This window comes from Nitrososphaerales archaeon (genome assembly GCA_032906765.1).
Lineage (GTDB): Archaea > Thermoproteota > Nitrososphaeria > Nitrososphaerales > Gagatemarchaeaceae > DASPPF01.
The window spans coordinates 54,154-75,413 of record JAJTZB010000001.1 but is presented as its reverse complement, the minus strand read 5'-3'; the positions used below and the strand labels follow the sequence as shown (position 1 = coordinate 75,413).

At 58.3% G+C, this 21,260-nt stretch carries 21 protein-coding genes and 1 tRNA gene; 14 read left to right on the top strand and 8 right to left on the bottom strand.

Features of this window, described 5'->3' with window-relative positions; translation table 11 throughout:
- Positions 1-51 precede the first annotated feature (51 nt).
- Genes LYZ69_00415 through LYZ69_00405 form a run of 3 tightly spaced genes read right to left on the bottom strand, consistent with a single transcriptional unit; the run spans position 52 to position 2,024 of the window.
- Entirely contained in the window at positions 52-555 is a 504-nt protein-coding gene (locus LYZ69_00415) for a hypothetical protein (protein MDV3276911.1), read from the bottom strand.
- Between the two features lie 25 nt (positions 556-580).
- Positions 581-1,426: a 5'/3'-nucleotidase SurE gene (surE, locus tag LYZ69_00410; GenBank protein ID MDV3276910.1), complete on the bottom strand. Its 846-nt coding sequence runs from the start codon at positions 1,424-1,426 to the stop codon at positions 581-583.
- Positions 1,413-2,024 carry a helix-turn-helix domain-containing protein gene (locus LYZ69_00405; GenBank protein ID MDV3276909.1) on the bottom strand — a complete coding sequence of 204 codons (612 nt, stop codon included), beginning with the start codon at positions 2,022-2,024 and terminating at the stop codon, positions 1,413-1,415. The genes surE and LYZ69_00405 overlap by 14 nt, the downstream gene beginning before the upstream one ends.
- A 541-nt stretch (positions 2,025-2,565) precedes the next feature.
- On the opposite strand from LYZ69_00405, the gene LYZ69_00400 reads away from it, so the two are divergent.
- From LYZ69_00400 to LYZ69_00390, 3 genes are all read left to right on the top strand, one after another.
- The gene (locus LYZ69_00400; protein MDV3276908.1) at positions 2,566-2,712 is read left to right on the top strand and encodes a 2-hydroxyacyl-CoA dehydratase family protein; all 147 of its coding nucleotides are present in this window, start codon (positions 2,566-2,568) and stop codon (positions 2,710-2,712) included.
- Positions 2,713-2,838: 126 nt separating this feature from the next.
- Positions 2,839-3,345 carry an Hsp20 family protein gene (locus LYZ69_00395; protein ID MDV3276907.1) on the top strand — a complete coding sequence of 169 codons (507 nt, stop codon included), beginning with the start codon at positions 2,839-2,841 and terminating at the stop codon, positions 3,343-3,345.
- Positions 3,338-5,563: a CDC48 family AAA ATPase gene (locus LYZ69_00390; GenBank protein MDV3276906.1), complete on the top strand. Its 2,226-nt coding sequence runs from the start codon at positions 3,338-3,340 to the stop codon at positions 5,561-5,563. Before LYZ69_00395 ends, LYZ69_00390 begins: the two co-directional genes overlap by 8 nt.
- Before the next feature lie 3 nt (positions 5,564-5,566).
- On the opposite strand, the gene LYZ69_00385 is transcribed toward LYZ69_00390, so the two are convergent.
- Genes LYZ69_00385 through LYZ69_00375 form a run of 3 tightly spaced genes read right to left on the bottom strand, consistent with a single transcriptional unit; the run spans position 5,567 to position 8,511 of the window.
- Positions 5,567-6,544 carry a hypothetical protein gene (locus tag LYZ69_00385; protein MDV3276905.1) on the bottom strand — a complete coding sequence of 326 codons (978 nt, stop codon included), beginning with the start codon at positions 6,542-6,544 and terminating at the stop codon, positions 5,567-5,569.
- Between the two features lie 47 nt (positions 6,545-6,591).
- Positions 6,592-7,137, bottom strand: a complete 546-nt coding sequence (locus LYZ69_00380) for a hypothetical protein (protein MDV3276904.1) — start codon at positions 7,135-7,137, stop codon at positions 6,592-6,594.
- A 6-nt stretch (positions 7,138-7,143) separates the two neighbouring features.
- Entirely contained in the window at positions 7,144-8,511 is a 1,368-nt protein-coding gene (locus tag LYZ69_00375; GenBank protein MDV3276903.1) for a hypothetical protein, read from the bottom strand.
- Positions 8,512-8,572: 61 nt separating this feature from the next.
- Here LYZ69_00375 and LYZ69_00370 point away from each other — a divergent pair, with 61 nt between their 5' ends.
- The 5 genes from LYZ69_00370 to LYZ69_00350 all read left to right on the top strand — a co-directional run bounded on the left by LYZ69_00370 (position 8,573) and on the right by LYZ69_00350 (position 11,964).
- Positions 8,573-9,148 (top strand): VWA domain-containing protein, encoded by a 576-nt coding sequence (locus LYZ69_00370; GenBank protein MDV3276902.1) that lies wholly within the window; start codon positions 8,573-8,575, stop codon positions 9,146-9,148.
- Positions 9,149-9,191: 43 nt separating this feature from the next.
- Complete coding sequence (lysS, locus tag LYZ69_00365; GenBank protein MDV3276901.1) at positions 9,192-10,790, top strand: lysine--tRNA ligase; 1,599 nt, start codon at positions 9,192-9,194, stop codon at positions 10,788-10,790.
- Positions 10,787-11,485: a uracil-DNA glycosylase gene (locus LYZ69_00360; protein MDV3276900.1), complete on the top strand. Its 699-nt coding sequence runs from the start codon at positions 10,787-10,789 to the stop codon at positions 11,483-11,485. The genes lysS and LYZ69_00360 overlap by 4 nt, the downstream gene beginning before the upstream one ends.
- 4 nt (positions 11,486-11,489) lie before the next feature.
- Complete coding sequence (locus LYZ69_00355; GenBank protein ID MDV3276899.1) at positions 11,490-11,834, top strand: DUF488 family protein; 345 nt, start codon at positions 11,490-11,492, stop codon at positions 11,832-11,834.
- Positions 11,835-11,888: 54 nt separating this feature from the next.
- Positions 11,889-11,964 (top strand) — tRNA-Arg (locus tag LYZ69_00350).
- A 14-nt stretch (positions 11,965-11,978) separates the two neighbouring features.
- Here the strand turns inward: LYZ69_00350 and LYZ69_00345 are convergent.
- Positions 11,979-12,890 (bottom strand): PhzF family phenazine biosynthesis protein, encoded by a 912-nt coding sequence (locus LYZ69_00345; protein MDV3276898.1) that lies wholly within the window; start codon positions 12,888-12,890, stop codon positions 11,979-11,981.
- Positions 12,891-13,024: 134 nt separating this feature from the next.
- Here LYZ69_00345 and LYZ69_00340 point away from each other — a divergent pair, with 134 nt between their 5' ends.
- The 3 genes from LYZ69_00340 to LYZ69_00330 all read left to right on the top strand — a co-directional run bounded on the left by LYZ69_00340 (position 13,025) and on the right by LYZ69_00330 (position 15,407).
- Entirely contained in the window at positions 13,025-13,519 is a 495-nt protein-coding gene (locus tag LYZ69_00340; protein ID MDV3276897.1) for a GNAT family N-acetyltransferase, read from the top strand.
- A 96-nt stretch (positions 13,520-13,615) separates the two neighbouring features.
- A complete protein-coding gene (locus tag LYZ69_00335; GenBank protein ID MDV3276896.1) occupies positions 13,616-14,449 on the top strand; it encodes a hypothetical protein in 834 nt (277 codons plus the stop codon).
- Positions 14,427-15,407, top strand: a complete 981-nt coding sequence (locus tag LYZ69_00330; protein ID MDV3276895.1) for a hypothetical protein — start codon at positions 14,427-14,429, stop codon at positions 15,405-15,407. Before LYZ69_00335 ends, LYZ69_00330 begins: the two co-directional genes overlap by 23 nt.
- Here LYZ69_00330 and LYZ69_00325 read toward each other — a convergent pair.
- Complete coding sequence (locus LYZ69_00325) at positions 15,377-16,423, bottom strand: aminopeptidase P family protein (protein MDV3276894.1); 1,047 nt, start codon at positions 16,421-16,423, stop codon at positions 15,377-15,379. The genes LYZ69_00330 and LYZ69_00325 overlap by 31 nt on opposite strands.
- Before the next feature lie 94 nt (positions 16,424-16,517).
- Between LYZ69_00325 and LYZ69_00320 the strand changes: the two genes are divergently transcribed.
- Genes LYZ69_00320 through LYZ69_00310 form a run of 3 tightly spaced genes read left to right on the top strand, consistent with a single transcriptional unit; the run spans position 16,518 to position 21,247 of the window.
- Positions 16,518-20,060, top strand: a complete 3,543-nt coding sequence (locus LYZ69_00320) for a chromosome segregation protein SMC (protein ID MDV3276893.1) — start codon at positions 16,518-16,520, stop codon at positions 20,058-20,060.
- A complete protein-coding gene (locus tag LYZ69_00315) occupies positions 20,053-20,715 on the top strand; it encodes a hypothetical protein (GenBank protein ID MDV3276892.1) in 663 nt (220 codons plus the stop codon). The genes LYZ69_00320 and LYZ69_00315 overlap by 8 nt, the downstream gene beginning before the upstream one ends.
- Positions 20,708-21,247, top strand: a complete 540-nt coding sequence (locus LYZ69_00310) for an SMC-Scp complex subunit ScpB (GenBank protein MDV3276891.1) — start codon at positions 20,708-20,710, stop codon at positions 21,245-21,247. The genes LYZ69_00315 and LYZ69_00310 overlap by 8 nt, the downstream gene beginning before the upstream one ends.
- Positions 21,248-21,260 lie beyond the last annotated feature (13 nt).

Genomic DNA, 21,260 nt, shown 5'->3' with positions numbered 1-21,260 from the left:
TGGCAAAGATCGCGGTCCACCACAGCAACTCTGTGTACCATTACCGTACCCTCAGTGCTCTTTCAATCGCCTTGGAATTGGGCAGAACCAGCAGATGCTCGGGTCGCCGTCGAGGGAGAGACTCGCGCAGCTGTGCCGCGACCTCATCGACCGCCACACATCGTCGTCGCTTTCGACTCCGGACAGGTGGATCGCCTCGTGCTCCTGAATGATTGGCAAGAGCCTGCATCGGGAGCAGAGGGGCTTCACAAACGCGATTGGCTTCAGGCTGCTCAGGAACATCGCAGTCCCCGCCGTCCCCAGCAGCCAGAGCGGGAAACCTACTCCCAGCAGGCCTGCGACGGGATAAAGAAGCGCGCCAAGGGCGAGAGAGGCCCCGAACAGCCCAGCACCGAGTGCAACTCCGACCCTCCCTCCCCCGAATGAGAATCCGATTGCGTTCTTGGGGTAGGACGTCACGAGAAGCGAGGGTACCAGAAGCCTCACGGGGAGGGACAGCTTCAGTGTGCGCATCGCCTCAGCCACCTCGGACCATCCTCCGGGGGCAGGTCTCACGTTTCTGACCTTTGCGCGATTCATGCTATTTACCCTTCGAGAATCGCCTTCGTCTCGTTCCTTCCAACCTCTCCTCGACCCTTTCTCTCATCCTGCGAAGACCGTCAGTGATCGGACCGGACATCCGGAGATTGAGCGGTGTGATCGAGACCCGTCTCTTTATCAGGACTGCCTCTGCGTCCGAGTTCTCTGGGAACTCTGACAGGCGCTCTCCGAACAGCCAGTAGTATGCCCTCCCGTGGGGGTCCTTCCTCACGAGGACCTTGTCAGTATACTTCCTCCTTCCGACTTCAGTGAGTTCTATCTCCGTCCCCGAGTCGACCTTGGACGGGAAGTTGACGTTCAGCAGCTCGGCTCCGTTCGGCATCCCGTGCTCGAGGACATCTCTGACTATCTCGGCGGCGAACTCTGCCGCCTTTTTGAAATCAGGCTGGTCGTACTCGAGGGCGAAGAGGGATTCACTCCTCACCTCCATGGAAAAGGCTATCGCTGGGATGCCTGTCAGCGCAGCCTCGAGAGCAGCCGCGACCGTGCCCGACGCGAGCACATCCTGAAATGTGTTGTTGTCCCCGATGTTGATTCCTGAGGCCACCAGGTCAGGAAGCCTTGGCAGGAGCTTGTTGACACCGATCATGACGCAGTCGCCTGGGCTGCCTGACACAGCGTACGCCCTGAACTCCTCCCTGTCGACCTGGCTGACCCGCAGCGGTTTGTGGAACGTCAGGCTTAGGGCCGTCGCGCTCTGCGGCTGTTCGGGGGCGACTATGGTCACGTCTGCGAACTTCGCTATTGCCCTCGCAAGGTCGATGATTCCGTTGCTCTGGACGCTGTCGTCGTTCGTCACCATCACGAGTTTCTTACTTCTTGCCAACCCTTCTCGCCTTCCCAATTGCCCTCTCTAAAGACCTTCTAGGGTCGGTCAGACCGTGGGTCCTCGCAAGCGCCTTCTCAGCATCCTCGAGGGTCTCTTCGGTGAATGCAGTCAGGAGGACCAGCCGCTCTTCGTCATCGAGATCCAGAGACTGAACCAGACCGTTTAGTCTTTCCTCTGATTCCACAAGTTCGCCTATCTCCCGGCCGAGTTTCCTGGCCTGTTCCCTAATCCTCCTTTTCTGGACTAGGACGTCCTCTGCCAAGTTCTGCATCTCTCCGACTGGGTCCTTGCTCCTATGCCCGGCGGGCTGCCTCTTTGTCACGCTGACTATCGTGATGTCCCCGGTCGAGAAGTTTCCCACATGCGCCCCTTTGATTGAATACAGCTTCCGCACCGAAATGCTCTTCCCCGAAATCTTCCTCTTCTCGAGAATCCCCAGCCTGTTGAGCTTCTCGAGGTGCTTCAGCACCGCTTGGACGGACACTCCAGTCTCGTTCGCCAATTCACCGAGGGTCCTCGGTCTAGTTGAAAGGAGGGCCGCGATTCTCAGCCGAGACCTCGATGCTAACAGCTCAAAGGATTCATTGTCGTTCACGTCGTGATCTAACCCCAAGTGCAGTTATTTCACTCTTGGGTCGTGGTCAACTATGCAGTTCCCGGACCGATCTCGCGGTTATGTGACCCATTGGGTATTCCTGTCGAGTTGTCACGGTCTTGCGTCGTGGCCACACATATTCGGCTTCATGAGACACCTAAGGCAGCTCCTCAGGAGACGAGAAATCCCATCGCAGTAGCATACTCTTTTGGGGGCGCTTAAAATCAGATTGTCGCTATTTGTGTGGAGCTGACAAGAAGCGAACCCTTGGGAGGGTAGGCGGCGTCGCTTCGATACTGCTATCTACCGTAGTCTTGATGAAGAATCAGTCAGCAGGTTTGGCGCGAACGCGATAGGTGACTACGGAAAGAGCATCGCACGACGATGGCTGTTTGACCAAGGGGTCAAGCCTGAATCAGGGCGGATATTCCGAAACTCTCGGCGGGAGAAAATCTATCCTGACCTCTACGACGACACCACCAGAACCGTGTACGAGGTGAAGACTGGCCGTCTCTACCCTTCAAGTGAGGTCAAGGCCCAGATGACTGATTACAAGTATGCAATTGAGAGCGGCCAGGTTGACGGCGTTGTGTACGTCAATGTGGCCTGCAACGGCCGCGTGGGGCTTTCGTATTCGGTCCGGAAGGCCGTTCGAGAATTCGGGTTCCGACTATTGACCCTCGACTGAAGGGTGGGGAAATTGCGCCACGGGGAAGTGAGGGTTTGCGTCGCGTCTACACTCGACTTGCGTCAAAATAGGTGCGTCCGAGGGAAAGTTAATTAATATCTGGTTAATTAACCTCTTCTTAATCGCATGAGCGACGACAAGAGAAGGAACTTGAGGGACATGCTCGACGAACTCGACAGGTATTTCGAAGAGTTCGAGAAGGACATCCAGGAGGCAGTCAGGGAGGGTATCTCCGGGTCTAAGATCTTCTCGAAACCGTTCATGGCTGGTTTCCAGATGCGCTTGGGGCCAGAAGGCAAGCCGAGCGTCCAGTTCTTTGGCGACAATCCTCAGCATGCGGACGGCTACAGGGTTCCGCTCACGGAACAGGCGCTGGACCTGAAGAATGGCGTGCTCAGACTCGTGCTCGACATGCCCGGCGTCGAGAAGGGCGACATCGAAATATCGGCCACTGACGGGAATGCCATGCTGAAGGCCGAGAGGGATGGGAGGAAGTACAGGGCCGAGATCCAACTCAAGGCACAGGTTGAGCCAGAATCCGGCAAAGCAGAGTACAGGAACGGTGTCCTTGAGATTTCGTTCTCATTGAAGGACAAGGCTAATAAGGGCTCAAGGAGGGTTAACGTTGTCTGAGAGTGGTTCGGGCGTGAGCCAGCAACAAGTGCAACTGAAGGTCCTAGAAGCGTACACCAGAGATGTGGGGCGCGGCGTGGCCAGGATAGATTATGACGCCATGGACGCTCTCGACGCTTCGACGGGCGACGTAATCGAGATAAAGGGAAAGCGAAGGACAGTCGCGAAGTGCCTTCCGCTCTACCCGTCGGACGAGGGCAGGGGCATAGTCAGGATTGATGGTCTGATCAGGAACAACGCGGGTGTCGCGATCGGCGACGTGGTGGCGGTCAAGAAGGTGAAGGCGCCCCCCGCCGAGAAGGTCGTGGTTGCACCGCTCGAGGCAGTGCCTCCGATCGACGAGAGGTACCTGGCCGACGCGCTCGAGAGCGTGCCCGTAACCAAGGGCGACAACATAATGATTCCCTACTTCGGAGGCCGACTGACATTCCAGGTGGTCGGCGTCAGCCCGGTCGCGGACGCTGCGTTAATCACCCAGAGGACCGTCTTCGTCATCTCCGAGAAGGGCGAGGCCCTGAGGGGAGTCCCACAGGTCACCTACGAGGACATCGGCGGGCTGAAGGACGAGATACAGAAGGTGAGGGAGATGATCGAGCTTCCCCTCCGCCACCCTGAAATCTTCGAGAAGCTCGGGGTTGAGGCTCCAAAGGGAGTGCTCCTGTATGGTCCCCCGGGCACAGGGAAGACGCTGCTCGCAAAGGCAGTAGCCACGGAGAGCAACGCGCACTTCATCCCGATCAGTGGCCCCGAGATCATGAGCAAGTTCTACGGAGAGTCCGAGGCGAGGCTGAGGGAGATATTCAAGGAGGCGAGGGAGAAGGCGCCGACAATAATCTTCATCGACGAGATCGACTCGATAGCGCCGAAAAGGGAGGAAGTCACAGGCGAAGTTGAGAGGAGGGTCGTAAGCCAACTCCTGTCACTGATGGACGGACTGGAAGCGAGGGGCAAGGTGATAGTCATCGCAGCGACCAACAGGCCGAACGCTATTGACCCTGCGCTGAGGAGGCCGGGAAGGTTCGACAGGGAGATTGAGATCAAGGTGCCGGACAAGAAGGGAAGGCTTGAGATTCTCCAAATCCACACGAGGCACATGCCCCTCGTCCAGAACATCGACGGCGAAAAGAACGTCAGTTCGGACAAGGTGGTGGACCTAGAGAGGTTAGCTGCCGTCTCCCACGGATTCGTTGGCGCAGACCTGGAGGGCCTCTGCAAGGAGGCAGCGATGAAGACGCTGAGGAGGAACCTCCCTGACATCAGGCTCAAGGAGGACAGGCTCAGCCCCGAGACGCTGGATAAGCTGATAGTCACGATGGTCGACTTCGAGGACGCGCTGAAGGACGTGATGCCTTCCGCTATGAGGGAGGTCTATTTGGAGACTCCTGACGTCCAGTGGAGCGAAATCGGCGGCCTCGAGACAGTGAAGAAGGAGCTTCAGGAGGCCGTCGAATGGCCGCTGAAGTACCCGAACCTTTACGACAAGATTGGGTACACCATGCCGAGGGGGATACTGCTCTTCGGCCCGTCGGGCACAGGGAAGACGCTGCTCGCAAAGGCAGTAGCCACGGAGAGCGAGGCGAACTTCATCAGCGTCCGCGGACCTGAGCTGCTCAGCAAGTGGGTAGGCGAGTCCGAGAGAGGAATCAGGGAGGTATTCCGGAGAGCCCGCCAAGCGTCGCCTTGCGTGATCTTCTTCGACGAGGTGGACGCCATTGCCCCGACGAGGGGAATGGGGGGAGACAGCATGGTGACGGAGAGGGTAGTCAGCCAACTACTCACGGAACTTGACGGAATCCAGAGCCTCCAAGGAGTCGTCGTGCTCGCAGCCACAAACAGGATAGACATGGTCGACCCTGCGCTGCTGAGGGCGGGGAGGTTCGACAAGCTGATCCAGATACCCCTCCCTGACAAAGAGGCAAGGAGGGAGATCCTGAAGATCCACATGAAGGGCGTGCCAGTGACCAAGGATGTGGACATAGACAGGATAGTAGACATGACAGAGGGCTTCAGCGGTGCCGACATGTCATCCCTCACCAACACTGCGGTTTCCATAGTCCTGCAGAAGTTCATCTCGAAGTATCCGAAACCAGACGACGCCACGAAGCACGTGGAAGAGGCGGTCGTGGAGATGGAGCACTTCATGGAGGCAATAAAGAAGGTCCGCTCCTCCAGAGAAGGCAAGCCGATGGAGAAGGTCGCAGTCCCGTACTACAGGTAGAGCTCACTCTGGGGCCGAGCCGCTGAGGAAGCTCATCCCAGGCACGGAACCGCCAAGGAACCTCATCCAGTACTGTGCTTCGACTATGAGCCTCTGCGCAAGGTCCTTCGGGTGGGCGACTATTCCCTCGAGCGATGCCCCGATTATGTCAGCTCCGAGGTTGGCTATGTCCTCCAGGGCCGCGCTCTTCGACCCTGTCGCGTTCCTAAGCCTAGTCGCGATCTCCTCCTCGTGCTCCTTAATCGCCGCGACGTCTTCGTCTTCGGCGAACGCGCTCGCGAGGAACGGGAAGTCTCCGCTCAGTATTATGTCCCTGACACCCATGCTCCTTGACTTCAGCGTCGCGTAGAGGTGGCTGGGGGGCACGACCTCGTCGACCTCCAGCACGTTGTATATCGTCCTCGCGACTGGCATCTTCCTTATGCCCTTCCTCTCCGCAATCACCTTCTTCAGGTCAACGACCGCAACGAAAGAGAAGACGTAATCGAAGTCCTTCCCGAGCGGCTTCGCAAGCTCGCGCCGCACCCACATCCTGAGCTCATCCTGCGTGGTGAGACCAGAGGGCACCCTGTTGGGCGGGAGCACCCATACGCCAGGCTGGACGTTCTTCAGACCTAACTCTATGAACTTACCCCTCAAAACGTCGGAGCTCTTGTTCCTGAATCGCTCGTACGACTTGTGCAGGAGAACAGCTTGCACCTCGCCCCCGTATGTCCTGACCAGCTCCTCCGCGCCTATGCCAGACTTCCTGACCTGCCAGTCCAGGCGCCTCAGCAGCCTCTTGTACATCTCCTCCCTGTCGTATCCACCCTGGGGCTGAGCCTCCGGCAACGACGTTTCTCCCTCGACATCTATCCTCTGTATCACTGCGTGGATCAGGTCGTCGTCACTGCTTGCCGTCTGGCCGACCGTCTCGCCCAGCTTCTTGAAAGGTGCCCTTACCCGTTCGAACAGGTCGGTTATTCTCTTGTTGGATTCCAACGCCTTCAGCTCCCCCGTGCGCCTCTGGTTCTAAATGTTTGTTGCGACTACCGCCTCTGCGTCAGCCTGAGGTTCACGGACTTACGGATGTTGTCGAAGGCCTCTACAATCTTCTCCTTCGCGAAGTACTGGTCGACCTCTGTGACAACTATCTTGTCCGCGTAAATCATCACTGGACCTATCCTTATCGGCGACGACAGTCCGAGCAGCTCGCCCAGCTCCTCCATCGTCTTTGGGAATGTCGTCTGCGACCTGAACCTGAATGTGAACATGTCCCCAACGACTGTCGGGTTCGGGTCGAGGGGTATCACGAGACCCTGAGACGTGAGGCCCTTCTTTATCGTGCCCTCGGCCTCGCGGATGCTTTTGAGGACCGACTCCCTCTCCTTCTTGAGTTCGGCCTCCCTGTTGGAGTGTCCCGGCTCTTCGTAGTTGAGCCCTATCAGAGCGTAGAAACTCTTGTCCTTCACTTCCCTCCTCGGCATCTCCCTCAGCTCCTGCTTCAGCATAGTCAGCTCGGAGTCTATGGAGCGGAGCCTCTTCTGCTCCTCCAAGAGCCTTCCTGCTGCGACCTCGAGTTCCGACAGGTCCATTTTGACTTAACCCATGTGGCCGGTTACTTCGATCGCAGCCTTCTTGAACTCCTCGTGTGTGAGTTCCTTCTTCTGATACTCATCCTTGTAGGAGTCCCAAGCGTCCTCCGCCTCCGCTACTATGGGCAGGAGCTTCTTGCCGACCGCCTTCAAGTTCAGGAGAATGCACGCTGCCGCGGGCTCCCCTGGCATGGTGGGAATCTTGATGAAGATAATGCGCTTTTCCTTCACGCCGTACCTGTCGTCCAGTAGCTTTTTGAAGAATTCCCGCTCCTCTGCCTCAAGGCTGCCGCTAGTCTTCACGAGAACGCACGCAGAGTCGGTTGGTCCCTTCTCCATCTCTCCTCCGTCGGCCTGAAGGTCGAAGAGAACGCCTTCATTCCCGTCCGACATCGCCTGCTCTATGGCTCTCAGGTCCGATCCGCCCTTCGGAACGAGCGGTATCAGCCACGGAACTACGAACTTCGGCTTGCTCGCCGCAAGCCAGGTCCTGTAGTTCGACATATCCCATTCAGTCTCCCTGATGAAAGAATTCATGAATTCGGCAATGGCATGTGCGGCCAGCAGGTTCTTGTCCCTGTAGTCGTGCCAACCCACCCTTAACCGCGTGGGTAGCTCGTCGACGATGGAGCTCCTCTGTTTGAACATATCCTTCAGCCTGTCTGCGTGGAACCTGAGCTCCTTGTTGTCCATCAGGATCGGGGCGTCGGAGTACCTGATTTGGTACGCCATGTTGAGCGTGATGCTGATCTGAGCCGGCCCGAAGATCACCGGGTCCCAGCCGAACTCCGGAAGGATGCCAAAGGTGGCAATCGTTGCCTGGCCTAGGCCGTTGTCCCCCTTCACGTAGGCCATGAACTCGGAGGAGAACGAACCTCCTGTTCCCCCTCCCATGCTGAACGGGACTATGAAGCCCCTGACGGGTTCGGGAGATATCGCCTGTATCCTCGACTTTATGTCCTGCTTGCCGACTATCTCGTTCCTGAATCTCAGACGCCCTTCCGCCCAGTTCCTCGCCGCGCCTCCCAGGCCGTACACAACGTGCTTGTCCTTCATGGCGAAGAGTTGAGGGTATGATTGCAGAATCAGATTGGCAGACCTGGGGTCCAAGTCAATCAGCAGAGCCCTCGGGACGAGCGGTGTCTCTCCCTTCCTCATGGACGCACCGAACCTCAGAATCGTGCTGCCGTATCTACGGAGCACTTCGAGCTGCTGCTTCTCGCCCTTCAGAGTCGGCGCCTTCGGGTCCGCGCCAACGTCGATTAGCACCCATCTGTAGGCCTCAGCGCCGATTCCGACTCCCGCGTGCCCCATGCAGGCCATTATGACAGGATTAGGGGCGAGAGGAGCCTGACTTGCGACTCTGTAGGCCATATCCGCACGTCCTTCGGCCATGAGCTTTTATACGTTTAGCTCTCGGCCCGACCGAGATTCCTTGAGCTACGACGAGTCGAAGGCCAAGGACCTGTTCTTCATCATCGACGGGTCGCGCAGCATGAACGACAAGGTCAAGGCCTCGGGCATGAGAAGGATGGACATCGTCAGGGTGGGCCTGCTGGGGTTCGTGAACGAAAGGTGGGCCGTCTCCTACGTACCGTGGCCGCTCAGGATCGGCATCACGTTCTATAGGCTGCTGGGCACGCCGGGCAGCACGCAACTCGACGTTGTCGTGCCGCTCAACCCTGCGCCGGCGAGTCTTGAGTTGTACAGGCTGAACGAGATGCCGTGCAAGGGCGGGAGCCCGTTGGTCGACGCGATCAGGTTCAGCTTGGGCGAGATAGCCGATTCGCTGAGGGGGGAGAAGAGGGTCAAGCTGATCAGCGACGGCGGCAACGATGGGGAACCTGTGAAGAACTGCGCGGAGGAGCTAAAGGCTGCAAAGGTGGCCTTCGACGCGATTGAGCTCTCTAACTCCGCCTCCCAGGAGCTGAGGGGCATCGCGACTCTCACAGGAGGCAGGTATTACAGGCCGAACGGCCTCGCGGAGTTCAACGCTGCGATAAGGGAATAAGGGGCAACCTAATTAGCCGAGGCATCTGGAGATTCGTCCTGACTTGAGAGCGGAGCCGAGCATCATTGGCAGGGGCACGTGGCTCGACAAGGTCGCCTCCGAGGTGTTGGCTAGGGAGGAGAGACTTGGCAGGAAACTCGGATTATTGAGGGTCGAGAGCGGCCTGGGCGCTTCGGGCATCCCCCATATCGGCAGCGTTGGGGACGCCATCAGGAGCTACGGGGTGAAACTGGGGCTCGAGACGGCGGGCTACAAATCGGAGCTCATCGCATACTCCGACGACTTTGACGGCCTGAGGAAGGTGCCTGCCGGGTTCCCGGCGTGGCTCAAGGACTACATTGCACAGCCCGTCTCACGCATACCCGACCCCTTTGGCTGTCACGGTTCCTACGCCGAGCACGTGGGCTCCCTCCTGAGGGAGGCGATGGACAAACTGGGGATAGAGTACAGGTTCCAGAGCGGTGCCGAGGCCTACGAGAAGGGGCTGCTGAACGAGCGGATCAAGGTCATCCTCTCGAGGGCAGACGAAATAGGCAGGAAGATCAAAGAGATGGTGGGGCAGTCGAAGTACGAGAAGAGCCTGCCGTACACGCCGGTCTGCAAACAGTGCAACAGGATATACACGACGCAGGCGCATTCGTACGACGCCAAGCGCGCGACCGTCGGCTACAGGTGTGAGGGGACCAAGCTGGGTTCCAGCTTCCTGAAGGGTTGTGGCTTCGAGGGAGAGGCGAGTGTCCTTGAGGGCAACGGCAAGCTGATGTGGAAAGTGGAGTTTGCCGCCAGGTGGGCGGCGCTGGACATCAGGTTCGAGGCATACGGGAAGGAGATCGGCGATTCTGTCAAGATCAACGACTGGGTGGCGGAATACATCCTCGCGTTCCCTCCGCCCCACCACGCGAGGTACGAGCTCTTCCAGGACAAGAGCGGTAAGAAGATGTCCAAGTCGGTCGGCAACCTGGTAACCCCGCAGGAGTGGCTGAACTACGCGTCCCCGGAGAGCCTTAGACTGTTAATGTACAAGAGGATAATCGGAGCCAGGAGCGTCTCGCTCGATGACCTCCCCGTATACGTGGAGGACTTCGACGACCTGGAGGAGAACTACTTCTCGAAGACAAGGGACCCCAACCAGATGAAGGACGCCCGGCTCAAGGGACTGTACGAGTACACCATGCTGCTGAGGCCGCCGAATGCGAAGCCTGTCCACGTCCCGTACAAGCTAATGGCGCAGCTGGCCTCGGTCGCCCCAGAAGGATCAGTCCACGACTTTGTCCTGAAGCGGTTGGTCGCATACGGGATGGTCAAGGAGTCGTCGCCCGAGTTGATGCAAAAGATCTCGTGGGCGTCGGCCTGGGGCATGAGGGAGGGAAAGAGGACACCCGAGCACGTCGAGGTCTCCCCTACCGTTTCAAGGGCAATCAAGCAGTTCGCAGAGAGGATAGTCGCAGCCAAGAACGCCGACGAGGTCCAGAACGCGGCCTTCGAGGCAGTCAAGGGGCACGGTCTCAAGCCGGGCGACTTCTTCCCGGCGGTCTACTCAATCCTAGTTGGCTCTGACAGAGGGCCCAGGCTCGGTCCGTACGTAATGGACGCGGGTCCAAAGAGCGTGGGAAAGGCTCTCCTCGACGCAGTGAAGAGATGAAACTGACACTTCGGACAACGTTTCGTTCGCTCTCAGGTGTGGGAAAGGAGGTAGTGACCTGCAGGGCCTGCCCTCGCCTCGTCCGTTTCAGGGAGGGAGTGGCGCCAAGGGCCGCCTTTAGGGGAGAGCGCTACTGGCGGAGGCCGGTCCCGGGCTTCGGCGACCCTGAGGCTGAACTTGTCGTGGTCGGACTGGCCCCTGCCGCCCACGGAGGGAACAGGACTGGCCGCGTCTTCACTGGCGACGGCTCCGGCAGGTTCCTAGTCAAGGCGCTCTGCGCTGCAGGTTTCGCGAACCAGTCAGTCTCGGAGTCGAGAGACGATGGCCTTGTCTACACCAAGTGCTACGTGACAGCGGCAGTCAAGTGCGCCCCGCCGGGCGACAGACCGACCGGGGCAGAGTTCGCAAACTGCAGCGGCTACCTCGACGCGGAGCTCGCACTTCTGAAGAGGGCCAAAGTGGTCCTCGCGCTCGGGAGCATGGCCTTCAGGGCAGTCGTTGACAGCGAGAGGAAGAAGGGCAGGGACGTCTCAGGAATGCGTTTCATACACGGCGCCTCCTATCCGCTTGCAGGAGGCAGGCGGCTTTACGCTGGCTACCATCCGAGCCCGAGGAACACGAACACTGGCAAGCTGACCGGGGCGATGCTTGTCAGTCTCTTGCAACGGATAAAGGCCGGAATCACGTCAGAGTGATGTCATGATACAGACCGCCAAGTCGGTCTACGACAAGCCCGGGCCAGATGACGGCGAAAGAATCCTTGTGATGAGGACTTGGCCCAGAGGGATATCCAAGGGCAAGGTCGACAAGTGGCTGAAGGAGCTTGGCACGGACATGGACCTGATTCACGAATGGAAGCAAGGGAAGGTGACTTGGGAAGAGTTCTCCTCGCGGTACGTGAAGAGCCTCAAGGGAAAGGAGGAGGTGCTCATGGAGCTGGCCTCAGAGTCAAAGAAAGGGACGGTAACACTCCTTTGCACTGACAAGGACGAGACGCGCTGCCACAGGTCACTCCTGAGAAAGGAGATTGAGCGCTACCTCTGATGTTGTGCCCTATTCTCCCCAAAACATAACTAGCCTCGCCTTCAGCTTCTCTTTGGGCCCGTAGCCTAGCACGGATCAGGGCACCAGCCTGCGGAGCTGGGGGTCGAGGGTTCAAATCCCTCCGGGCCCGCTGGCTTCATGAGTTCATCCGAACTTACCCACGCCGACTGACTCGACATGTCCTCCTACTAAGACTCGAAGTTTCCCTCCCTCTTCGCTAGCCTTCAGGTAGATCCTGGAGGGCCTTCCGATTTCGTGCCCCTGGTCGACCTTGGCGTTTACTTCCTCGCTTCGGAAGTACTTGTAGTGTGAGAGATAAGCCGCCAGACAGCCGTTGCCGCTGCCCGTTGCCGCGTCTTCAGGTATTCCGAACGCTTCGACGAAAACTCGCACGCTCAGATCGTCGCCGGTTTCGCGGGCTTCGGGAGAGAAGACCAGTATTCCTTCCTCCCCCACCCTCTGGAGAAGCTCGCGGTATGACTTCCCGTCAACCCTGCAGCGCCTGACAGCGCCGAGGTTGCGCAATGGGACGATGATGAAAGGCACGCCCGTCGAAACTTCCGCGATGGGAAACCTCGGGTCGATGTCATCGGACCCTATTCCAAGGACCTTGGAGAGTTCGCTAGCAGCGAGCTGCTCCTTTCCAAAGGTCGGCTCTACCTGCCTCATCCAGAGTTTATCCAATTCTCCGCCCCGACCGTAGACGAGAGTGACGGGAATCCTCCCGATCTTGAGATCCAATGTTATTTCTGGCACCCGTCTCCTAATGACGAACTTCTGTATCACATAGGCCGTTCCCAGTGTTGGATGGCCGGCGAACGGCAGCTCCCGCAAGGGAGTGAATATCCTCACCTTGAAGAGACGAGCGGCCTTGGTCTTCGAGTTCTCGCTTGAGGTGATAAACGTCGTTTCCGAGAAGTTGAATTCGCGCGCGATCTTCTGCATCTCTTTGGTGGAGAGTCGTTTCGCGTCGCGTACCACCGCAAGCTCGTTGCCGCCATAAGGGGATTCTGCGAAGACGTCCACCAAGTGAAAAATCAGTCCCCTCGCCGTCAACGTGATTGCGTCGCGCTTGCGGGTAATATAGATGACGGGAGAAGCGCAGCGGCATCTTCAGGAAGGCGAAGCCAATGGTGCGAAGATGTATTTCACCTCCCGCTTATCTAGTCGAATGCAAGACAACCTTAGCATTGGATGATCGAGTGACGATAAGAAAAGGCACCAGAGACGACTCGGAAGGATTTCAGCAGCTGCTCGTCGCCCTCGCACGATTCGAGAAGCTCGAGCCTCCGACCCCAGCCGCGCGAAGAAGAATTCTGAGAGACATCTTCCAGAGGAAGCGGGTCAGCCTCCTCTTGGCTATCCGTGATGACAGGCCAGTGGGATACGCTCTCTACTTTTACACCTATTCTTCCTTCTTGGCAAGGCCGACGCTCTACCTCGAAGACATTTTCGTCCTAGACGAGTTCAGGGGTTCGGGCATCGGCAGGTCCCTCCTCCTGAGGTGCGTAAAGGAGGCGACCAGACGCGGGTGTGGCAGGATGGAGTGGTCCGTCCTGAACTGGAACAGGAGGGCGATGAAGTTCTACGAGGCGTTGGGAGCGAAGAGGCTGGCAGAATGGTCTGTCTACAGGCTGGATTCCAGGGGTCTCGGCCGGCTCTCACGGTCGGCGGCAAGCAATTGAGAACCGATTCCACAAGTGGGCCCTCACGGTCCTATCTAGATATCTCTATAGATGTTAGAGAATATATTGATATATCGAACGCGCGTCCTCGTTCCGATGGACTCATCCCCGCCCAGCGCGAGTTCTAACGTTTCGACCAAGGTAAGCATCATCGCGATAACGGCAGTTCTCTACGCGATAGGCAAGGGGATCACGGCTTTCATTCCAACTCCCTGGGGTGTGGGCCAGCTCCTAATCGGGATCTTCCTTCCTGCTTTCTTCGCTGTCGTATCCGAGACGGTCCCGGTCGCTGTGGGCGCGGGTCTTGGCACATTCATGGGGGACGCGCTCTTCCTCACACCACTGGGAAACACAAACCCCGCCCTCAGCCTCATCGCCGGGGTTCCGGCAAACTTCGTCGGGATTCTCTTGTTTGGATGGTTCGTCAAGAGATATAGAAGCTGGCCCGCCTTTATTGCAGGGGCAATCTCGTTTGTCACGCTTGGAAACCTCATCGCTGCCATCGCAGTCGTCTCCTTCGGGGCGGCAGTCTTCACGCCTGTGAACTACCTGATTACTCACTTCGATCTGGCGGGCTTGGTGCTGGGCCTGACTGTCTTCTGGAACATGACTTCTATACCAGCGATCGTAATAGGGGTACCACTGTTGATCCGCTCTGTCCGCCCACTATTCGGCAGGTCCCGCATCCTCCAATACGAGCCCGACTGGTCGACAGGTGTGGGAAAGAATGGCACGGCCGTTGCCACAACTTTCGCCGTGCTCTTCCTGCTTCTCGGCGTCGTATTCTTTGTGCTCGCCCCCAGCTCGTTGACCCTCTGGCCCGGCCTTACCACCTACTTCGCAGTCGCGGCGGCCCTCGTCCTAATCTTTGCGCCCATCACGAGCGTCGTCGCGGGGTCGAAACTGAGTGCGAAGAGAGCTGAAGGCTAGGACCGCCGAAGCGTTCGCTCCTGCAACAATAACGAACTTCTTCGCAGTCCACTACGACCAGAAGAGCAGGGACCTTTCACACGCAGGGGCCACCGGCGGGGGTTACATCCTCTCCAAGGGCGCTGTCACCTCTGCTACCCTCGTGGGTGCGGGTAAAGGCCGTGCGTTGGACATAATCGTAGACGGCAATGCGAAGTATGACGCACGGACTACAAGGGAAGCAGTGCAGCTACTGCTGGAGAAGAGCGGCAAAAGACCGGGTAAGATGAGGCTCGAACAACGCACGCAGGTCCCAATAGGTCATGGCTTTGGCGCGAGCGCAGCCTCCGCCATCTCAGCGGTATTCGCAACATCCACCTTGCTTGGCTTGGACCTGTCAAAGGAGCAGATCGCATACTTTGCGCACGCGGCGGAGATAATCCAACAGACAGGCCTGGGCACGGTCTCCGCAGCCTACGACGGGGTGGGTGCGGGCGTCATCTACGAGCCTGGCGCCCCAGGAGTGGCGAAGTTCAGGAACGTCAAGGTTCCTGCCGGCGCCATTGTGGTCACGGCATCTCTTGCGCCCTTCCGCAACGACCAAGTGCTCTCGTCGGAGAGCGCTGTTGCAAAGGTCAACACGCTCGGCACGGAGGCTCTGTCCAGGGTCATGGAAGACCCAACGTTGGAATGTCTTGCCGAGTCTGGAGAGTGGTTCTCCGACAAACTGGACCTGATGCGCGCGGACGTGAGAGCGTTATTGAAGACGGCGAAGTCAGCCGGGGCAGCCTACGCGAGCCAGAACATGATTGGACACGCGATGCACGCCATTGCTTTCCAAGAGGATGCAGAAAAGGTCGCCGCAGCGCTGGCATCGTCCGCGCTCAAGCCGAGGGTCGATGTGTTAGAGATCGGCAGCACGAAGGCGGGACCACTGCAGGAGAGGCACTACCCCACTGTGACAAGTTCTTTGGTGTAGTGGGTCAGCGGAAATGGCTTCTTGTCCACCTTGACTGTGTCCTCGATCCTGATGCCGTACCTACCGGGGAAGTAGACTCCTGGTTCGACTGTCACTACGTCGTTCCTAACCAGCCTCACCTTGCTGCCCTTTGAGATCGAGGGCAACTCGTGTATGTCTATTCCGACGCCATGTCCGATTCCGTGGGTGAGATGCTTCTCGACTCCATGAACCCTCAAAGCCTTCACTGCTGCCTCGTTCACTTCGCCGCATGTCGCTCCCTCCTTCACGGTCTCCAAGGCTCTCTCCTGCGCATCGAGAACGGCCCTGTAGTGCCCTTTCATCTCTGAGCTGACGGTCCCGACTGCGAAGGTCCTTGTTTCATCCGAATTGTATCCCTCAGACCTAAAGAATATATCCGCAACGACGAAATCGCCATTCCTTATCCTTCTTTCGCTTAGCTCTCCGTGGGGAAGCGCTCCATTCTCCCCCGAAGCTACGATTATGGGACTTAACGCCGAATCGGAGCCAGATTGGGTTAATTCGCTCATTGTAGCGATTTTCAGCGCCTCTGCCGCTATTTCCCACTCAGTCCTGCCCGGTCTTATTTCGCGTTCAAGCGCCTCGAAGACCTTATCCTGCCCGCGGGAGGCATTGTTGATCCTCGCAACTTCTACCTCGTCCTTGACGCGCCTCGCCTCCAGGAAAAGGCCTGGCGACCACCCGTACCTTCTCCCCTTCCGGAACTGGCTGTCGTCGTCAACCAAGACCTTGCCACTCTCCAGCTCTCTCCCCACTCTGAGGGGCAGGTCAGCCCATCGCTTCACTACGACCACCTCAACCTCCTTTCCGACCTCTTTCGCCCTTTGGGCATCTAGAGCGCTTGTTACGAGGAGCGTCCTGTCCTCATGCACCACAGCTGCCCCCCCTCCCCAGAAGTCGGTCAGATAGAAGATGTTGCTTGGCTTTGTGGCGACAAGCTGCTTCCCCTTGGCAAGGGAAAGCAGTTTCTTGCGCCGATTACCGAATACGCTCATCTTTCAACCCTAAGAACCAAGTGCTTATATCCCTTGGCTGAGCTCTCCCCAAGCAGGGAACATCTGACCATTGACGTATATTCGAAAGCTAGAGATGAGAGGATTCAAGTCCTCCGGTCCCCGCGCAATGGTCGTAAACTTCGAAAAAGGGTTCACAGTCATCACCGGCCCCAACGGCAGCGGCAAGTCGAACATCGCAGACGCAATAATGTTCGCCATAGGCGAGAACTCGCCCAAGCAACTGAGGGCAGCGAACGGAAAGCTCACGGGCCTGATCTTCGACCCTGGCGAAAACTCCGCGCCCGGGATGGAGAAGCCAAACGCCTGCAGGGTGACGCTGCAACTCGACAACTCTGACAGGGCAGTCCCCTTCGACTCCGACCTCGTGACAATCACCAGGGAGCTCAGGGATGACGGCGAGAACGTCTACTACCTGAATGGGAAGAAGACGACCAGGGGTGCACTAACCGAGATCCTGGACCTCGCCGGCCTCGCAGCCGGCGGTCTCAACATTGTCCCCCAAGGCGCGGCGACGAAGGTGGCAGACCTCACTCCCGAAGATAAGAGGAGGCTGATCGAGGATGTCGTGGGCATCGCAAAGTTCGACGAGAGAAAGGCCGAGGCCCAAAAGCAACTGAGTCAGGCTGACCAAAGGCTGGAGGTCGCTATGGCTCGCATCGGCGAGATGAAGAGCACACTGGAGTCGTTCGAGTCGCAGAGGAACGACATGATTAGGTTCAACCAGCTCGAGTCGCAGATTAACTGGCTCAGGGCCGTGCAAACATCGAGGAAGATGAACGACTTCAGGGAGAGGTTCTCGTCACTCAAAGCTCAGGAGCAGGAGATGAACGCAAAGCTGGCCGACCTCAGCGGAAGGTTCACATCGTTCGAGACAAGGATAGCCCAGGTCGAGGCGGAGAAGAACAAGTTCATCGCCGACGTCGTCCAGGGCGGGGGTTCGAGCCAGCTGGAGTTGCAGTTCCAGCTGACAGACGTGAGGAACGAGCTGGCCGGGCTCGAATCGGGAATGAAGGAGGCCGAGGAGAATGTAAGGATGTTGGAGCAGGAACAGATTCCGCAGCTCAAGGAAACCGTCTCTGCAAAACAGAAGGACGTGAGCGCGAGCAGAGCGTCGGCGAGGCAACTCGAAGCCGAGCTCGAGAGGCTCGACGCGAAGCACTTGGAACTGAAGTGCAGGCTCGATGATCTCTTCTCTGCTGCTGAGACGCTCCGCGGAACAATTGAGAGGAAGGGAAAGGTCACCGCCCGTGCGCAGACCAGGATATCAGAACTGAAGGACAGGATGAGCGCCGTCGACGGTTCAATCAACGCTTTCAGCGCGAGCATCGGACCGGAGGAGAAGAGGCTGGCCGAACTGAAGGAGAGGGTCGACAGCACATCCGGCGTTCTGCAACAGTTCGAGCGGAGCTTGAAGGAACTCTCCGAACACTTCGAGAGCTCAAACAAAGAACTCGACGCGATCGAGACCGACATCTCTGGGGTTAGCCAGACGCGTGCGAGGCTCCTCGCTTCAATAGAAGAGGCATCAAGGATTCTGGAGAAGGCCATGGCGGAGGTATCGAAGGAGGAAGCCTTCCGTCAGGTGTCGGAAAGCCTTGCCGGCGAGAGGCTCGGCCAGACAAAGCTTCAGGACTTTTGCGCCAGCGGTGGAGTCCCGGGCTACGTAGGGAGGCTCAGTCAGCTGGTCAGTTACCCTCCAGTCTACTCCAAGGCGGTGAACGCGGTGATGGGCAAGTGGATGGGCGCCTTCATAGTCGAGGACCTGCGGTCGATGACACAGCTCATCAAGGCGGCGAAGACGCTGGAGGCAAAGATCTTCTCGGTGATTCCGCTCAGCGAGGTCGAGTCATGCAGGTCTGTGGAAGTGGAGAAGTCTGCGGGCGTCGTCGGTCCACTCTCAGACGCGATGAAGTGCGAGGAGCGCTACTCCGGACTTGTCAACTTCCTGGCTGGAGACTCGGTGCTCGTTGAATCCGAAGCTGTCGGCTATATGATGGCCTCGGAAGGGGTCAAGGCCGTCACACTCGACGGCGAAACCTTCGAGTCGGGGGGGAGGGCGTTCACCTTCGGCTACCAGGAGGTCCTCATGAACCTGATGGAGGGTCTGGTCAACATGGAGGGGATGAGTGAGATAGAGGACGCTGTCGGGAAGCTAAAGGGAGCGATTGCAAGGCGGAAGTCCGAACTCCAGAGCATGGAGTCAGACTCGATTACCCTCACGAAGGAGAGGGTGAAGAGGACTGTCTCGGTCGCCAGCCTGAGGGCCGAGGCTGCCACTTACAACAGGATGGCTAGCCGCTACAGGGGCAACTTCAGGAACCTGAACACCGAGTATCAGAAACAGGCAAAGGCGGTCGAGAGGATCAAGGCGAAGCTGGGGACGCTCGCAGAACAGAGAGCGGGGATTATGAGCGCAATCGCTTCCCTTCAGCAGCAGGTGGCAGATGTCCAGTCGCTCGGCCTCGACTCGATGGTCGCCGAGCTGGAGGCATCCAAGCAGTCGCTCACCTCCGACATCGACCTCCTACGGAACAGGATCTCCGACGTGAACTTCAACCACTCCAGGGAGAAGCACAACTTAGAGAACGTCCTCATGAGGGCACTCGCAGAGAACGAGCTCGACCTGAACAACTCGCTCGAGGACTTCCGCGCGAATAGCGAGTTCGTGATGGAGACCCCGAAGAGGATAAAGGAGCTTGCAGAACAGAAGCGGACACTGGACGACAAGATCCAGAAGGTGCTGGAGTCCTCCAAGAGGAGCCAGCCAGTCCTTGAGGAGTTCGACGGCAAAATCAGGAGGTTGAAGGAGGAGCGCGACTCGATTTCGAAGTCGGTTGCCTCCACCCAGAAGGAGCTCTTCGGGCTAGCGAGCCAGGCCGAGTCCACCCAGGAGAGGATCTCCGAACTACTGGGCAGCCTCGGGATGATGGGATACGCTTCAGAACCTGAGGTCTTCGAGAACAGCGAATCGCTCCTATCGGTCCTAGAGGTGGAGTACAAGGAAGTCGTCAGCTCGGTGAACAGGGGCGCCGACAGGCAGTACTCCGACATGTACGTGAGCTACAAGAACCTCTCGGTCCGCCACAACGACCTAGAGAAGGAAAGGAACTCGATTATTTCATTCATCGAAAGCGTCGAGGCGGAGAAGAAGAAAGTCTTCGCTGGTGCATTCGAGAAGGTGGCAGCCGAGTTCAAGAACATCTTCAGCAGACTGACAGCAGGTGAGGCCTGGCTCGAGCTCGAGCGGCCCGAGGAGATCTTCACAGGTGGGCTGATGCTGAAGGCCAGGTTCGGAACCAACCCCCCGAGGGAATCGCTGTCGCTGAGCGGAGGCGAGAAGGCGATCTCGGGTGTGTCCCTCATACTCGCCATGCAGAAGGTCCAGCCGCACCCCTTCTACATGTTCGACGAGATTGACGCTGCGCTGGATGCCGTCAACTCGGGCAACCTTGCAGAGTTCCTGAAGGACAGGGCATCAGAAGCCCAGATCGTGGGCATCACTCTGAGGGACGTCTTCGTCGCCCAGAGCAACATGACATACGGTGTCTATTCTGCGGGAGGGGTTTCGAGAGTGGTCCATTACAAGCCAGCGGAGGTGCCGGTAAGCAGTGGGTGACAAGGCGCTCCTGTCCAGGCCGCCGCTCAACATGCTGGTCGACCCGTCGCTGGCAAAGCGCAAGAGTCCTTGGGAGATCAACCTATCAGAGCTCCTCGGCCTGTTCCTCCAGGCGATTTCCTTCTCTGATACAGTCGACATGAGGGCAGCGGGCACCGCCGCCCTGTCGTCGGCAACGATATACCGCCTCAAGGTGGAGAGCCTCTTCCTCTTCGAGCGCCTCCGGGCGCAGAGGAGAATGATTGACGCTACCGAGCCCCCACAATTCATCGTGATGCCGTTCAGGTACGAGGTTTACTCGACGAACATCGAGGAGCTGTTCGACGAGCTCGCGCGCCTTCTGGAGCAGATCGTAATCGACCAGGAGAGCGGCGCCGCGAACCCGCTTCCGATGGGGGACCTGCCTCCACCCAACTTCGACAACTACGTCATCTCGCTTCAGGCCCTTCTCCTGGAATTCCGCAAGATCCTGGCCGACAGGCTCAGAGCCACCGGCAGGACAATGCTCTCCGAGCTCATAAAGGGACTCAAGCCCATCGACGCCGCTCGCGTCTTCATCCTCCTCCTCTTCGCGGCGAACAGAGGCGAGGTCGTAATCGACCAGGGGGAGGCCGACGAGGACGCCATGGTGGTCTCGGTGGGCCAGCTTGAGTGAAACCCAGGAAGAGCAGCCGTCGAAGGAGATGACGGCAAAGGTGGAGGCCGCGCTCTACGCTTCCGGAAGACCCCTCGACGCAGAGGAACTGGCCAGGGTTGCTGGCACGACGTCGCAGAGAAAGGCTGTGATGGTCGCGAGAGAGATAGCAAAGACTGTCAACGGAAGCCTGAAGGCGGTCGAGGTGGTCGAATACTCTGGCCCGAGGTTCGCGATGCAGCTGAAGGCTGAGTACACCCAGGTCGCCAGGAAGTTCGCGACCAGGCCATTGCTCACTCTCGGGGCTACTAGGACTCTGTCCTTCATAGCCTACTTCCAACCGATCCACACGAGCGAGCTTGTGTTGAAGCGGTCCTCGAACGTCTACCAGCATCTCAGGGAGCTGGCAGACGTGGGTTTCGTAGTCGGAGAACGGGTCGGCAGGAGCAAGGTGTACAAGACAACGCCCAGGTTTGCAGATTACTTCGGGCTGAGCACGGACCTGGCAGCGATGAAGAAGCAGCTCGAAGCCAAGAACCTGGCCCTAAGGTAGGATCAGCCCAGAT